Origin of the sequence: Paenibacillus dendrobii (assembly GCF_009807035.1) — a bacterium.
Taxonomy (GTDB): Bacteria; Bacillota; Bacilli; order Paenibacillales; family Paenibacillaceae; genus Paenibacillus_AQ; species Paenibacillus_AQ dendrobii.
This window is the reverse complement of the sequence record NZ_WUBI01000003.1, coordinates 570,377-586,071: the sequence shown is the minus strand read 5'-3', so window position 1 is coordinate 586,071 and position 15,695 is coordinate 570,377. Positions and strand designations below refer to the sequence as shown.

Annotated in this window: 8 protein-coding genes; all 8 read left to right on the top strand. The window is 52.7% G+C overall.

The features are described from left to right. Positions 1-14 precede the first annotated feature (14 nt). The 8 genes from GRF59_RS20670 to GRF59_RS20635 all read left to right on the top strand — a co-directional run bounded on the left by GRF59_RS20670 (position 15) and on the right by GRF59_RS20635 (position 15,579). Positions 15-1,520 carry a CehA/McbA family metallohydrolase gene (locus GRF59_RS20670; RefSeq protein WP_237391935.1) on the top strand — a complete coding sequence of 502 codons (1,506 nt, stop codon included), beginning with the start codon at positions 15-17 and terminating at the stop codon, positions 1,518-1,520. A gap of 56 nt (positions 1,521-1,576) precedes the next feature. Next, complete coding sequence (locus tag GRF59_RS20665; RefSeq protein WP_160499600.1) at positions 1,577-3,031, top strand: alpha-L-fucosidase; 1,455 nt, start codon at positions 1,577-1,579, stop codon at positions 3,029-3,031. After that, positions 3,028-3,858: an alkaline phosphatase family protein gene (locus GRF59_RS20660; RefSeq protein ID WP_160499599.1), complete on the top strand. Its 831-nt coding sequence runs from the start codon at positions 3,028-3,030 to the stop codon at positions 3,856-3,858. Before GRF59_RS20665 ends, GRF59_RS20660 begins: the two co-directional genes overlap by 4 nt. 35 nt (positions 3,859-3,893) lie before the next feature. Continuing rightward, positions 3,894-5,612 (top strand): DUF4838 domain-containing protein, encoded by a 1,719-nt coding sequence (locus GRF59_RS20655; protein WP_160499598.1) that lies wholly within the window; start codon positions 3,894-3,896, stop codon positions 5,610-5,612. 118 nt (positions 5,613-5,730) lie between these two features. Then, entirely contained in the window at positions 5,731-7,488 is a 1,758-nt protein-coding gene (locus tag GRF59_RS20650; protein ID WP_160499597.1) for a glycoside hydrolase family 35 protein, read from the top strand. A gap of 47 nt (positions 7,489-7,535) precedes the next feature. Next, complete coding sequence (locus tag GRF59_RS20645) at positions 7,536-8,549, top strand: glycoside hydrolase family 130 protein (protein WP_160499596.1); 1,014 nt, start codon at positions 7,536-7,538, stop codon at positions 8,547-8,549. 711 nt (positions 8,550-9,260) lie between these two features. Continuing rightward, entirely contained in the window at positions 9,261-10,961 is a 1,701-nt protein-coding gene (locus GRF59_RS20640) for a fibronectin type III domain-containing protein (RefSeq protein WP_423802973.1), read from the top strand. Between the two features lie 523 nt (positions 10,962-11,484). Then, positions 11,485-15,579: a glycosyl hydrolase family 18 protein gene (locus tag GRF59_RS20635; protein WP_160499594.1), complete on the top strand. Its 4,095-nt coding sequence runs from the start codon at positions 11,485-11,487 to the stop codon at positions 15,577-15,579. The last annotated feature ends 116 nt before the right edge of the window (positions 15,580-15,695 follow it).

Genomic DNA, 15,695 nt, shown 5'->3' with positions numbered 1-15,695 from the left:
GGAAGTGCACCCTAATGGAAAACCAATGGACCCTTATGAAACCTGCAGCGGAGGTAGCTGCCTTTAACGTTGAACCAGGCGTGGATTGGGTTCGGTTTCAATTTGAGTTTGCCGATCCCGGCCGGTGGTTCTACATCAATCTGTGGGATTCCCAAGGACGAATCCGCTTTTCCCACCTCGATTACCATCAAGTCGGATGGATAACCATCCACCGTGACCCTCTGCAAACGAGCGAGCAGGCCATCCCCGGCGATATCCCGGCAGGGGAATGGAAAATCGAGTTTGTTCGCGGCTTGCCGGAAGCGATTACATTGAAATGGGAAACAGGCAGCGGCGATGCCCCATTTCCGGTTGCGGAACAGCCTGAGGAGTGGGATGTCTGGTTTGACGGTCATTCGCCTGAAGCCCATGCCCAGGGTTATTACACGCTGAACCGGTTCGACTGGGACGGGCCTAGGGAACGGAAGCGGAGATGGTATAAAGGAGACCTTCACACGCATACGGTTCTGTCCGATGGCGATATGACGACGGGTCAGATTACCAGAGAGGCAGAGGCACGTGGTTTGGATTTTTTCGCGACGACGGAACATAACATCTTGGCGTGCCGGTGGCCCAAGAGCCGTACGCTTGTCATTCCCGGCTTTGAAGTTACCTCGTTCGGGAAGGGCGACTGGAACGCGATCGGTGTGAAGCGATGGCTGGATTGGCGGATCGGAGCCCCGGGCGGGGGGATTGATACGCAGCAGGGAATGGACCGGCTGATGGAGGAATGCGGGGGGACGGGAACGCTCCGTTGTCTGAATCACCCCCTTGATACACCTTTTGCCTGGATGTTTATGGAGACCCCGCTTTCATTGCTGGATGGCTTTGAAGTCATGAATTCGCCAACGTCTTCCACCAGCTCAGCGGCAACGGAACAAGCTCTTGTTGCCTGGAATGCCCTTTGGAACGAGGGATACCGGACGACCGGGATTGGCGGATCGGATATCCACGCCGTACCTCCAACGGATGAAGAAACGGCGGATGGCACGCATGCCCGTCTAGCCGATCCCGCGACTTACGTGGATGCCGACGAACTGTCGGCTTCAGCGATTCTGTCCGCCGTGCGGGCCGGACGGGTCTATGTATCGCGGTGTGCGGAGCTGGACATTCAGGTGAAGGTCGATGGACGAACTTATCCGCTTGGCTGTGATTTAACGGAAGCGGTCAATCAATCGCTTAAGGGAACAGTCGAATTTACCGTTGTCGTTGACAAGATGAAGGAAGGAACGATCCACTTCATCGAGAACGGGGAGCGAGTTCAATCAAGCCCTATCCGGAAATCCGGTGAGCGCTTTGAACTGTTTCGCGAGTGGAAAACAACCGGATACCGGTGGGCAAGGCTGGAGATTCGGGACTCGGCGGGCGAGCTCATTGCATTCACGAATCCGGTCTCTTATGGTCAAAAAGACAGCATGATAAAAACCTGGGGACAGCTGTTGGATCAAGCAGGCATCGAGCATCCCGTGAATAAAAGGTAAGACTTCTTTACGTACAAGCCGCCCATATCATCAATTCATATATAGGAGAATTTTCGATGGATCCTTTTATTCATTACGCTGCACAAGTGAAACCTTCGGAAAGACAGATCGAATGGCAAAAAACGGAGTTCTATGCGTTCATCCATTTTACGATGAATACGTTTACCGACAAGGAGTGGGGACTCGGGGACGAAGATCCGGCAATCTTCAATCCGGTTCAATTTGATGCCGACCAGTGGGTATCCGCGTGTAAAAGCGCTGGCATGAAGGGTCTAATTCTGACTTGCAAGCACCATGACGGATTTTGTTTGTGGCCAAGCCGTTTTACCGATCATTCGGTGAAAAGCAGTCCGTGGAAGGATGGACAGGGCGACATGGTGAAAGAGGTCGCCGACGCGTGCCGCAGAGGCGGGATTAAGTTCGGCGTATATCTGTCTCCCTGGGATCGGCATGAACTTTCCTATGGAGACTCGCCGGCCTATAATGCATTTTTTAAAGGCCAGCTTCGTGAACTGTTGACCGAATATGGCGAGTTGTTTTGCGTATGGTTCGACGGCGCGTGCGGAGAAGGCCCCAACGGAAAAAAACAGGTCTACGATTGGGACGGATATGTTGAAATCATCAGGGAACTGCAGCCGAACGCAGTGATATCCGTATGCGGCCCGGATGTGCGCTGGTGTGGCAACGAAGCGGGTTATACGCGGGAGTCCGAGTGGAGCGTCGTTCCGGCCGTGCTGACCAACAAGGAGAAAATCATGGCCGATTCGCAGCAGGAGGACGACGGGGAATTCTCCAGACGAATCGATACGATGGTACCGGATCTTGGCAGCAGGGAAGTGATACGCAATTACGACGAGCTCGTCTGGTATCCGGCAGAGGTCAACACGTCGATCCGGCCAGGGTGGTTTTATCACGCCTCGGAAGATGACCAGGTCCGTTCGCTAGAAGAATTGCTCGATATTTATTACGGTGCCGTCGGCGGGAACGCTACGTTTCTTCTAAATCTGCCGCCGGATCAACGGGGGCTCATTCATGAGAATGATGTGAAGCGGCTGAAGGAATTGGGAAGCGTGATTTCCCGGACATTTCAGGATAACCTTGCGGTTCATGCAACCGCTGAAGCCTCATCGACGGCGATGGCGTCATGTCATGTAAACAAGATATTCGATGGAGATCCAGAGACTTACTGGCATTCCCCGGAGGGGACGGAGCAAGCCGTCATCGAGATCGATCTGCAGGAAGAGCAAACCTTTGACCGGATCGTTTTGATGGAGCATATCCGCTCCGGGCAGCGGATCGAGCGCTTTTATATTTCATGCAAGTTAGGAGACGTGTGGCATGACATTCACCACGGCACGATTGTAGGCTACAAGCGTATTTGCCGAATGGATCGCGTCACCACCCGGCATATCAGACTGACCATAACGGAATCGAGACAGTGCCCGACGCTTTCGAGCTTCGGGGTATATAAAGAGGCCCCGCCATACACGAAAGGGGAGAGCACCGGATGAAGCGGTTAGAGTATTGCAAGCGCGTGATCATTCTCGGCATGGATGGTGCAGGAAACTTTATACGCGATACAGAAACGCCGCATTTGGATGAGTTTTTAAATCGGGGAATTCTGACTTACGATGCGCAGGCAGCCTTCCCGACCATTAGCGCTGAGTGCTGGGGCTCGATGCTCCATGGCGTCGTTCCGGACAAGCACGGGTTAAACAACGACCGCGCAAGCACGGAAAGGTTCCCGTTGAGTTCACCGTACCCATCGATTTTCAGACTTGTCCGGGAGCAGCTTCCGGACGCCAAGCTAGCTTCCTTCACGTCCTGGTCGCCGATTAACGAAGGCATTATCGAGGAAGGCATCGGAGTCCACAAAGTATGTCTCCCCGATGCAGAATTGGCAGAGGCGGCTGCGGCTTACTTCGAAGAGCATCCGGATGTAACGCTGTTTTTCATGCAGCTTGACGATCCGGATGCAGCCGGGCACGCAGAAGGCTACGGAAGCGACTCCCCCCGTTATTTGGAAGCCATTACGGAGGCTGATCGCCTGATCGGCAGCGTTCTAGCGAGAATCGAACGGCTGGGACTCGCCGAGGATAGCCTGATCATGATCGTGACCGACCATGGTGGGGGCGGAGCGTCCAGATACGATCACGGCAGTGATCATCCTTGGGATAAGACCGTCTTCTGGGGTTGTGCCGGACCGGGGATTGCGCCGGGCATGCAGATTCCGGATCTGAACATCACCGATATGCCCGCCATCGTGGCTAAAGCTTTGAATTTGAAAGCGCCGGAACAGTGGGACGCCCGGCTGCCAGAGACGCTGGCCGGAGTATGAAGAACAGGGAAATGATAGCAAAGGAGGGACTTGATATGAGCACCGTCTCTAAGATGGGAAAGCCGGTGACGATAGCGATAGATGGGTTGTCCGACTGGAGAATCGTTGTTGAGGAGGGGGCTATTGCATCTGAGACGCATGCCGCGCGCGAGCTGCAGCATTTCCTGCGGGAAATTTGCGGAGCTGAGCTGCCGATTGTTTCAGATGAGCAGCCGCTTGCTGAGAAGGAATTGATCGTTGGAGACAACCGGCATCTTCGTGAACTCGGAATCGATCTGGACACGGGAAGGCTTGGGCAGGATGGGTTTGTGCTGAAAACGGTTGGTAACCGGCTTGTGATCGCAGGCGGACAACCCAGAGGCACGCTGTACGGAGTCTATTCGCTGCTCGAAGAAGAGCTGGGCTGCCGCTGGTTTACCCGGACGGAGAGCCTTATTCCGAAGCGAAGCAGCATTCAGCTTCCCGAGATCAACAGCGAACGGATTCCGCGGATTGCGACCCGGACGGCGTTGTTCATGGATACCTACGACGGGGATTGGGCGGCGAGAAATAAAATCAATTGTTGGTCACCGTATCCGCTGGAGGAGAAGCATGGCGGCAAAATCGCGATGTCGGAGCATTTTGTCCATACGTTTTACAAGCTGGTCCCGCCGGAAGCATATTTCGAGGCCCATCCCGAATATTTCTCGCTTGTTGACGGTACCCGCCGCGGCAGTGATGCGCAGCTCTGCTTATCGCACCCGGATGTCTTCCGGATCGCTCTAGAACAATTGCGGCGCTGGATGGACGAGGAGCCGGAGGCAGCGATTTTCGGCGTGTCCCAGAACGATTGCACGGGAGCATGCGAATGCGAACAGTGCCGTGCCTTGGATGAGGAGGAAGAGAGCCCGATCGGCTCGATCCTGACCTTCGTAAATCGCCTTGCCGAAGCAATTGAGGAAGAATACCCCGATAAACGTATTGAAACGTTAGCTTACTGGTATTCGCGTAAACCGCCCAAGCATTTGAAGCCTCACCGAAACGTCATTATTCGCCTTTGCAGCATGGAGTGCTGCTTTATGCATCCGCTCGATCAATGCGAGCAGAATGATTCGTTCGTGCAGGATGTCGTGGGATGGGGGAAAATCTGCGACCAGGTCTACATCTGGGATTACCTGGTTGATTTTAAGCATTATGTGATGCCATATCCGAATTTGCGGGTGATCGCGCCGAATATCCGCTTTTTTACCGAAAGCAACGTCTCCGGAATCATGGCGCAAGGAGCACATACCAGCCTGAAGACCGAGTTTGCCGAGATGAAAAGCTATTTGACCGCCAGACTCTTATGGAATCCGGAGCTTGATCCGCAGACGCTGATTCAGGAGTTTGCCACGCATTATTACGGCGCCGCTGCTGAATCGATTCTGGCCTACATAAGGCTGCTTGAAGATCGGGTGGATGCGCTGGTCGGATACCACGCCGGCTGTTTTGACCCTCCGACGGACAAATATTTCTCCCCGGAACTTCTGGACGAATCGGAGCGGTTACTCGGGCATGCGCTTAGGCTGGCGGACTCGCCCGAAATCGAAGAGCGGGTTCGTACGGTGCACATGCAGGTGAAGTATACGAGGATGATGCTTCTGACGGAGAAGCTGAATCAGGTTCGGAGCGATTTTTTTAAAGAAGCCGAGGAACTGGGCATTACCCGCGTGACCGAATGGAAACCGCTCGAAGAGTCAAAGGAACGGCTGGAGACGGGACAGGAGCCCTTTTGACCGGCAGGAAAGCGCCGTAAGGGACGAAAGTATCTGACAACGACAACGGTATCGGTATCGGACCGTCGGCGTTATCCCATGACATCTAACGCATAACAAAATACGCTTGGAGGTAAGTATGTCTACATTTCGTTATTCGGGTTCTTCCTTTTATGACGGCGACAAACCCGTGCAAATCTTGTCTGGAGCGATTCATTATTTCCGCGTCGTTCCACAGTATTGGGAAGACCGGCTGCTAAAGCTTAAACACTGCGGCCTAAATACGGTGGAAACGTATGTGCCATGGAATTGGCATGAACCGAAAAAGGGGCAATTCAACTTTGAGGGCATGGCCGATCTCGTCCGCTTTATCGATCTTGCGGGGAAGCTTGGACTATACGTCATTGTACGTCCGTCTCCATACATTTGTGCAGAGTGGGAGTTCGGCGGCCTGCCCGCTTGGCTGCTTGAAGATTCGAATATGCGGCTTCGGTGCAGCTACAAGCCGTTTTTGGACCATGTCGATGATTATTATGATGTGCTGCTTCCCAAGCTGAAGCCGCTGCTTTGTACTCAAGGCGGACCTATCATTGCCCTGCAAATCGAAAATGAATTCGGAAGCTATGGCAGTGACAAAGTGTATCTGAACTATATCCATGACGCGATGGTCCGCCGGGGGATGGATGTTCTGCTGTTCACTTCTGACGGTCCCGAAGACTCCATGCTGCAGGGAGGCATGGTCGATGGTGTGCTGGCTACGGTGAATTTTGGGTCGCGCGCGGAAGAGGCTTTTGACAAGCTGCGGGAATATCAGCCGGATGGGCCTCTGATGTGCATGGAATTCTGGAACGGTTGGTTCGACCATTGGAGAGAGGAACATCATACCCGTTCGGCGGCGGATGCGGCGCTCGTGCTGGACGACATGCTCCGTCAGGGAGCATCGGTCAATTTCTATATGTTCCACGGAGGCACCAATTTCGGGTTCTACAATGGGGCCAACGGCCATGTAAAAGACAGCTATGAGCCAACGGTAACGAGTTATGACTACGATGCGCTGCTCAGCGAAAGCGGGGAACCGACGGCTAAATACCACGCGGTTCGTGACGTGATTGCGAAGTATAAAACCGTGGACGCGGCCGAGCTGCCGGCGCCGCTGCCCAAAAAGGATTACGGAACCGTCGTGATGACGCAGCAGGCTACCTTAGCGACAAACTTGGAGCGGATTTCAAAGCCGGTCCGCTCGGCGTATACGGAAACCATGGAGAAACTCGGCCAGGATTTCGGTTTCATCCAATACGATACCTTCATTCCCGGACCCAGATCTCAAAACAAGCTCTACATTCAGGAACTACGCGACCGGGCGCTCGTATTTTTGGACGGGGAGTATGCAGGGACAGTGGATCGATGCGAATCGGACACAACCATTGAATTCGAGGTTCCAGATAAAGGTCAGCACCTTAGCTTGCTCGTGGAAAATATGGGACGGGTGAATTACGGTCCGTACCTGAAAGATTCGAAAGGGATTACGGAGGGAGTCCGGTTTGGACTACAGTTTCTGTCGGATTGGACGATGTATCCCCTGCCCTTGAATGACTTGTCGGGTTTGGAGTTTCAAGCGTTGGAACGTCAGAACGCCAAGAACGGCCCGGCCTTTTACCGCGGGGAATTCTTTGCGGAGGAGCCTGCCGACACCTTTATCCGTCTCGAAGGATGGACCAAAGGGATCGTGTTCGTGAATGGATTTAACTTGGGACACTATTGGGATCAGGGCCCTCAAAAAACGCTGTATGTACCAGGACCGCTCCTGAAACAGGGACAGAACGAAATCGTCGTTTTTGAACTGTATCGCTGCGTGGCACCTGAAATCCGTTTGCAGGATCAGCCGGATTTAGGATAGGGACTATGTTGTTGAAGGAAAGATACCAACCGAGAGGAATGATACGAATGCGAATCGAGCGGAGTGAGGCCAATCCGATTGTCGTACCCGGCCAATATGACTGGCGCCGAGTAACGGTGTTCAATCCGGCTGTGATACTCAAGGATGGCAAGTTCTACATGATCGAAAGGACAGCAGGCAGCCTGACGCCGTTCCAATGCTTTTTCGGATTGCTGGAAAGCGAGGACGGCGTTCATTTCAAGCACGTGTTGGACCGTCCGGTGATCCATCCGGAGCAATTCGGCTTTCCCTACGGAAGTATTCAAGATCCGCGCATTGTCCACATTGAGGGAACCTACTATTTGAATTATGCGATGCGTCCCTGTTCCATGAACTATTACCCCACGGGTCTCGGAGTGCCGAACAGCTCGAAGCCGGACTACCCGGACGGCTGGGGTCAATCGCCCGGCGATTGGTTGACGCGATCATCCATTGCGGTGTCCAAAGATCTGATCAACTGGGATTTTCTGTGCGATACTACGCCGCTCGATATCAATGACAGGGACAATATCCTATTCCCCGAAAAAATAAACGGGAAGTTCGTGCTGCTGCGCCGGCCGGAAGAATATGTCGGAGAGGCGTTTGGGACGGAGAAGCCCGGCATGTGGATTACTTACTCGGACAACCTGGTTGATTGGGAAGAGCCTCGACTGATTGCATCTCCTGCGGCGGACTGGGAATGTAAGAAGATCGGCGGCGCTACCCCGCCGGTCCGTACGGATCAGGGCTGGCTGACCCTGTATCACGGAGTCGATGCGGACAACGTGTATCGAGTGGGGGCCATGCTGCTGGACTTGGAGCAGCCCGAGAAGATTGTTGCCCGGTCCAACCGCTGGATTATGGAGCCTGAAGCGTATTACGAGAAGTTTGGCCTGTTCATCCCGAATGTCGTATTTCCGACGGCCAATGTTGTCAAAGATGGACTGTTGTATATTTATTACGGCTGCACGGATACGTCAATCGGGCTGGCTACGGTACCGTTAGAAGACTTAGTAGAATATATATTGGCAACTTCTGAATAACGGAGCTTAGATTCCGATTGTTTTTCTCGCAGACGGGATATTAATGGCAATTCGTATTTCATGAATATGTAAAAATCGTCGTTTATGCTGAGACCCCCTTTTAGTAGGCAAGAGAAAAAGACATCGGTATGATGGTCTTCATCTTGTTGAACGGAGGGGATTTTTTAACTAGCGGTGGACACGTTGTATACCGGAACGGACGCCCATAGTGGGGTGAACGCGCCGGATCTCGGAAGTTTTGAGGCAAAATCGTTGATTTTTATTATTAAAATTGCAACTATTGGTCTATAGCCTGATAAATAACATTTAATTACAATTAGTATAAGTTATGGTTATTCATCCCATGAGCAAATGGAATGTCTGCAATCAGCTTCTCATGAAGCATGGATGTGGAAGCCGGTTACGCATAAACTGTAAGCGCTTTCATAATTTGATTTCGATGGAGACTTAACGGCATCAAATGCGCGATTCATCCCTGCAATACAGACGATTGTTTCTTCTTATGCCATTGCATAGTTTCCATATGATGCACCGCAGGCGTTGACATGACTAAGGCGTGATACCGCGCAAAAAAAGGAGGGCAGAGGCAAAACGGAAGGCAAGGAAAGCTGGGTTGAAGCACGATTTCATTTAAGAGGAGGAAGTTTTATGAAAAAAGCTTCATTATTAAAAGGCAGGTCGTTTACCCGGTTTCTGCCCCTGGTCATCATAATGACTTTGTTTATCGGGCTGCTGCCGTCAATGGTATCCGCCGCGGACCGCGGGGCATGGGCTCCGAATGTTGCATACGCGGTGAATGATACCGCCACCTATGGCGGCAGTACCTATAAGGTGATTCAACCGCATACCTCATTGACGGGCTGGGAGCCGCCGAATGTGCCTGCATTGTGGCAGCTCGTACCCGGCGGTGGAGGCGGCACAGACCAGCAGGCTCCAACTGCTCCGTCGAACCTGAGGTCGACGGCGGTGACTTCCTCAAGCATTGCTCTGGCTTGGAACGCCTCCACGGATAATGTCGGTGTGACAGGCTATGATGTCTACCAAGGCAGCGCGGTTGTCGGCAGTGTGTCCGGCAGTACACTGGCCTTTACCCATACGGGATTAGCCGCAGACACGACGTATTCTTACACGGTAAAAGCCAAGGATGCCGCGGGCAACGTATCCGCAGCGAGCAGCGCCCTGAGCGTGAAGACGAGCACAAGCGGCGGCGGAGCCGACACGCAGGCTCCTACGATGCCGACGAACCTCGCCGTAACTGGCGTGACAACCTCCAGCGTTTCCCTCTCGTGGACGGCTTCCACGGACAATGTCGGCGTAACCGGCTATAACGTCTATCAAGGAACAACGCAAGTGATGACCGTTACAGGCACGAGCGCGACGGTTACAGGCCTGACTGCGGGAACGGCGTATACCTTCAAGGTAGAAGCCAAGGATGCCGCAGGCAACGTCTCTCCGCAAAGCGCCGCCGTTACGGCAACAACCCAAAGCTCCGGCGGAGGTGGCGGAAATAGCCAGCTTCCGAAGCATGTGCTGACAGGTTACTGGCATAACTTCATCAACGGATCTTCGAACCTGAAGCTGAGTGATGTGCCGAGCCAATATGATATTATCGTGCTGGCTTTTGCCGATATGGATCCTACCAAGCCGGGCGGTGTAACGTTTAACGTGGATTCCTCACTATCGACGGCGCTTGGCGGCTACACGAATGCCAATCTAATCAGTGATATTGCAGCGAAGCATGCCCAAGGCAAGAAGGTTATTATCTCCGTGGGCGGTGAAAAAGGCAACGTCAACCTGGGTAGCGCATCTCCGAACGTGGCCAACTTTGTGGACAGCATGTACAACCTCATCACGACCTACGGTCTTGATGGCATCGATATCGATCTGGAGAACGGCATGAATGTAGCCAACCTAACCAGCGCCGTCAAGCAGCTGCAGCAGCGTGTAGGCTCCGGCTTCATACTGACCATGGCTCCACAAACCATTGATATGCAAAGCAACAGCACGTCCTATATGCAGCTCTACAATAACCTTAAGGACATTACAACGGTCATTAATGTTCAATATTACAACTCCGGCTGCATGCTGGGGCGTGACGGCAAATGTTATTCCCAAGGCACGGTGGATTTCTTGACGGCCCTGTCGGATCTCTCCCTGCAGTGGGTGGCTCCATCGCAGCTTGGACTTGGATTGCCTGCTGTATCCGGCGCTGCTGGCGGCGGTTACGTCTCTCCGAGCGTTGTCAATAATGCTCTGAGCTGCCTTGCGAACGGAACAAGCTGCGGCAGCTACAAACCTGTAGCCAAGTATCCCGATTTCCGCGGCGCCATGACGTGGTCCATCAACTGGGACAAGACGAGCAACTACAATTTTGCCAATACCGTCAAGCCACTCCTCGTTACCTTGCCGTAAATCGAATACTTGAATCTATCGAACCCCCGGTCCATTTGGACCGGGGGTTCGATTTGTCTCATTAAAAGATATAAATCAATGAAATAAGATACATATCCTGAAACCGATTTTCCTGAGCGGAAAGGGGTGATATGCTGAAGGAACAGCAGGGGAAATATCGATCCTTCACTTTGTATAGACAAATGTATCCCTGGATCATAGAAAAATGCCCCTGGAAACACCTGTTAAATCAAATATAATATTCCTTACCAGCAGTTGTCCGGTATGACCCGTTCCATTCCCCTATGTTGCTACTCTTCGACGTGTATATATACATGAAAAGGCCTGGCCTGGCTCAGCTTATCATCTTACGCAGATTCAATCTTCCTGATCAGTCAGAATCACGAATGTCATTAAGTCCGGTCCTTCCTGACCGGGTTTAAGAGCAATGCATACGCCGATATCGTCCCTAAAAAGTGGAGGTGAACACCGTTTCTCCTGAGGAATGGCGCATTGCAGCAAATCTGATAGATTGGGGTGTGTTATGAAAGCGCTTCAGAAAAGACTGGAATGGAAATGGTTTATTTGCTTCGTTTGCGCAGCCATTATAGTATCATCATATGCTTTTGCCGGACAGGCCTCAGCCAGCTCTTCCGATACTCGGGGGCATTGGGCAGAACAGCTCCTCACAAATTGGCAGGAACAAGGCCTGCTTAAGGGTTATCCTGACGGCTCCATGAAACCGGATAAGCCGCTGACCCGGGCAGAGCTGATGGCTCTGATCAACCGGTACTTTCATTTTACAGACGAGAAGCCAGTCACTTTCACAGATCTGACAGCCGGACAATGGCAGTATGCGGAAGCCGCAAAGGCGCTGCAGGCTGGTTATATTACCGGCTATCAGGACGGCACGATACATCCGGACCAGCTGGTAGCAAGAGAGGAAGCTGCCGTCATGCTCGCTAAGGCGCTTAAGGCAGAGCTGGGCAGCAACTTCGATATTCTCAGCCGCTTCAAGGATGCCGATACGATTGCTGCCTGGAGCAGACAGGCGATTGCTTACCTGATTCAGCAGGGTAAGCTGGGCGGATATGAAGACGGCACTCTTCGTCCGAAGTCTTCCCTGACACGTGCGGAGGGTGCGGTCCTAATCAGCCGACTGCCCGTCCCTTCGGCTCCAACAGATACGACATATGGCAAAGCAGGAACGTACGGCCCGGCTACGGGGACTGAAACCGTTAACGGAAATGCCGTTATCTCGGCACCGGGCATTACGCTTCAAAATTTGGTGATCCGAGGTAACCTGATTCTCGATAAAGGGATCAGTTCAGGAAAGATCATTTTAAAAAATGTTAAAGTGGAAGGAACGCTTATCGTTAAGGCTGCGGGAGTAGAGCTTGAGATCAGCGGCAGCTCGCTCGGTTCGGTCGTGATCGACGGACAGGGAAACATCCTTCAGCTCGGGAGCGATTCGAGTATTTCAAGCCTGGTGCTGAATGCACTAACCAAAGTGTTCGGAACCGGCAAAATTCTTAAAGCTACTATCAATGAAGGCGCCAAGGGTTCTTCGTTCCAGACGGCTCCGGGTATCGTGGATGGACCGCAGGCCGGATCCATCAAGACCGGCACGGCAGGCGGCAGCGGAGGATCGGGCGGATCGTCCGGCGGAAGCAGCTCGGGCGGTGGCTCAGGCTCCGGCGGCGGCAACAGCGGTGGAGGAGATACAACCCAACCTCAGGCGCCAACCGTTACGGGAGTGTCGAATGGCACGGTGTATCATTCCGGAGTGCTCCCGAACTGGAACGATGCAGCGGATACGACCAGCAGCGCAACGCTGAATGGGGCTGCATACGTAAAAGGCAACGGTATTATTGAAGCAGGCACTTATACATTGGTTGTTTCCGCTATTCATAAGACAAGCGGGAAAAAAGCAAGCACGACCGTCAATTTTACCATGGATCCTGAGGTCAAACTGATCGGCTACGTAGCAGGTTGGAAGGACTGGTCACAGTCCCAGCCGGTGGATGCAGCGAAGTTGACTCATATCAACTATGCCTTTACCCATATCAAGGACCATAAAATCATTCCGATCGAGGATCAGAACGATGACGCGAATTATGCCTACCTGCAAAGTTTGAAATCCCAAAATCCCAACTTGAAGATCCTGAATTCGGTTGGCGGTTGGGGAGCAGATGGCTTCTCCGATGCTGCATTGACGGCAGAATCGCGTGAAATCTTTGCGAACAGCATCATTGAATACGTGAAAAAATATGATTTGGATGGCATTGATCTGGACTGGGAATACCCGTCCCAGGATGCAGGTGGTATTGTAACCGGCAGACCTGAAGACAAGGAGAATTTCACACGGGTGCTGAAGCTGATACGCGAGAAGCTGAATGCGCTTGGACTGGAAGAGAACAAGTATTACGAGCTCACCATTGCAGCCGGCGCCGGTTGGGGCTACCTGGATGGCGTCGAGATCGGCAATATTACCCCGCTTCTGGATAATATCAACGTGATGACCTATGATTTCGCGGGAGGCTGGGTGCAGAATACGGCCCATCACACGCATCTGTTCGGACCGGTCATCAGCACCGATCTTTGCGTGAAGGTGCTGCTGGATAACAAAGTACCGGCTCATAAGATCGTGATTGGCGCAGCTTTCTACAGCCATAAGTGGACGGATGTTGAGCAAGGTGAAGGTAAGGCCGTAGGATGGAAAGCGAAAGGTAGCGGTGACACGCCATCTTACAGCGCAACCATCGCGACGTACAACGAGGAAACCGGATATACCCGCTACTGGGATGAGGATTCAAAAGCGCCTTACCTGTTTGATGGAAGCACGTTCTTGTCTTATGATGACCCAGAATCTTTGCATGAGAAAGCTCAATACGTCCTGGACCATAAGCTGGGCGGAGCGATGTTCTGGGAGTATAGCCAGGATACGACGGGAGCCCTGCTTACCGCGCTTTCGGATGGCCTCCAGGGCAAGCCTTTTGTAAAGGATACGACTGATGTCGTCGCGCCGGATATCACGAACGTGACGGAGGGCGGCGAATATGAATACGGATTTATTCCAAGCTGGAACGATGCGCCTGGAACGGCGAGCGCAGCCTTCTTGAATGAATTCGTTTATGAGAAAGGAACGGCGATTAAAGCAGCTGGAAGCTATACGCTTACCGTCATCGCGGCACATGGCGCGAGCTTGAAAACCGCTAAGACAACGGTTCACTTTACCGTTAAGGATAAGGAACCGAAGGTGATCGCGTATGTACCGGGCTGGGTGGCATGGTCTGACGCCAAGCCGATTGACGCCAGTAAGCTGACCCATATCAACTATGCGTTTACGCATATTAAAGACAATAAGATCGTACCCATCGATGGCCAGTATGATGATGCCAACTATGCTTATCTGCAGAACCTGAGAGAGCAGAATCCGCACCTGAAAATCCTGAACTCGGTTGGCGGTTGGGCGGCTGACGGCTTCTCAGATGCTGCATATACGAAGGAAAGCCGGAAGGTTTTTGCCGACAGCATCATTGAATATGTCAAAAAATACGATTTGGACGGAATCGATCTGGACTGGGAATATCCTACCCAACCTGCCGGGGATACCAAAGCGAGACCGGAGGATAAGCAGAACTTCTCGCTGCTGCTTAAGCTGCTGAGGGAGAAGCTGGATCGGCTGGGTGCAGAGGAGCACCGTTATTACGAACTCGCCATTGCTGCCGGAGCCACTCAGAGTTATCTGAATGGCGTTGAAATTGGGGAAGTGGTCAAATACGTCGACAACATCAATTTAATGACGTATGACTTTGCTGGAGGCTGGAACAGTACTGCCGAACACCATGCGAATTTGTACGGCAGCGGGCTCAGTGCGGATGCGTCGGTGAAGTTGTATATGAAGAACGGCGTACCTGCGGATAAGCTCGTGATCGGAGCCGCATTCTACGGGCATAAGTGGACAGACGTCGTCACCGTAGACCCGGAAGACACGGGTCTTGGGCGGAATGCCAAGGGCTCTGGGGATACGCCGACTTACAATGATATTCTTGCAAATTACAACGCACAGAACGGCTTCGTCCGCTATTGGGACGAAGCGGCTCAAGCCCCATATCTGTTCGACGGCAGCACATGGATCTCCTACGATGATCCGCAGTCCGTAGCGGCCAAAGGGCAGTATGTCCTTGATAAGGGACTCGGCGGAGCGATGTTCTGGGAGTACAGTCAGGATGGATCCGGAAGTCTGCTTGCCGCACTCGCGAGTGGAATTCAAGGCATACCTTATGCCGGGGATCTGACAACCATTCCGGCTGAGCCGATCATTGACCAAGTAGCTGACGGCGGTGCGTATGATTCGGGTATCGCTCCGACCTGGACAAATGAACCGGGTACAGCCAGCAGAGCTTTACTGAACGGCAAGGCTTATGTCAAGGGGACTCCGATCACTGAACCGGGAAGCTACACCTTAACGGTTATCGTTGTCCATGATACAAGCGCTAAAATCACCGTTAAAACGGTGCAATTCACGATCAAGGGAGCTGTACCACCTGCCCTGAATTCAGAACCGGAGGAGGCTCCTGTGGTGGAAGACCCTGCAGATATCCCTGCGGAAGTCCCTGAGGAAGCCGTTCTCTAAGCGTTAAACAAGACGTAAATAAGAACATGCAGACAGGTATCCTGCGGGTACGTGTCTGCATGCTTATTTCAAACCCTAGATCGTGTGCGCTGTATACGCTGCTTAAGAACAACGTT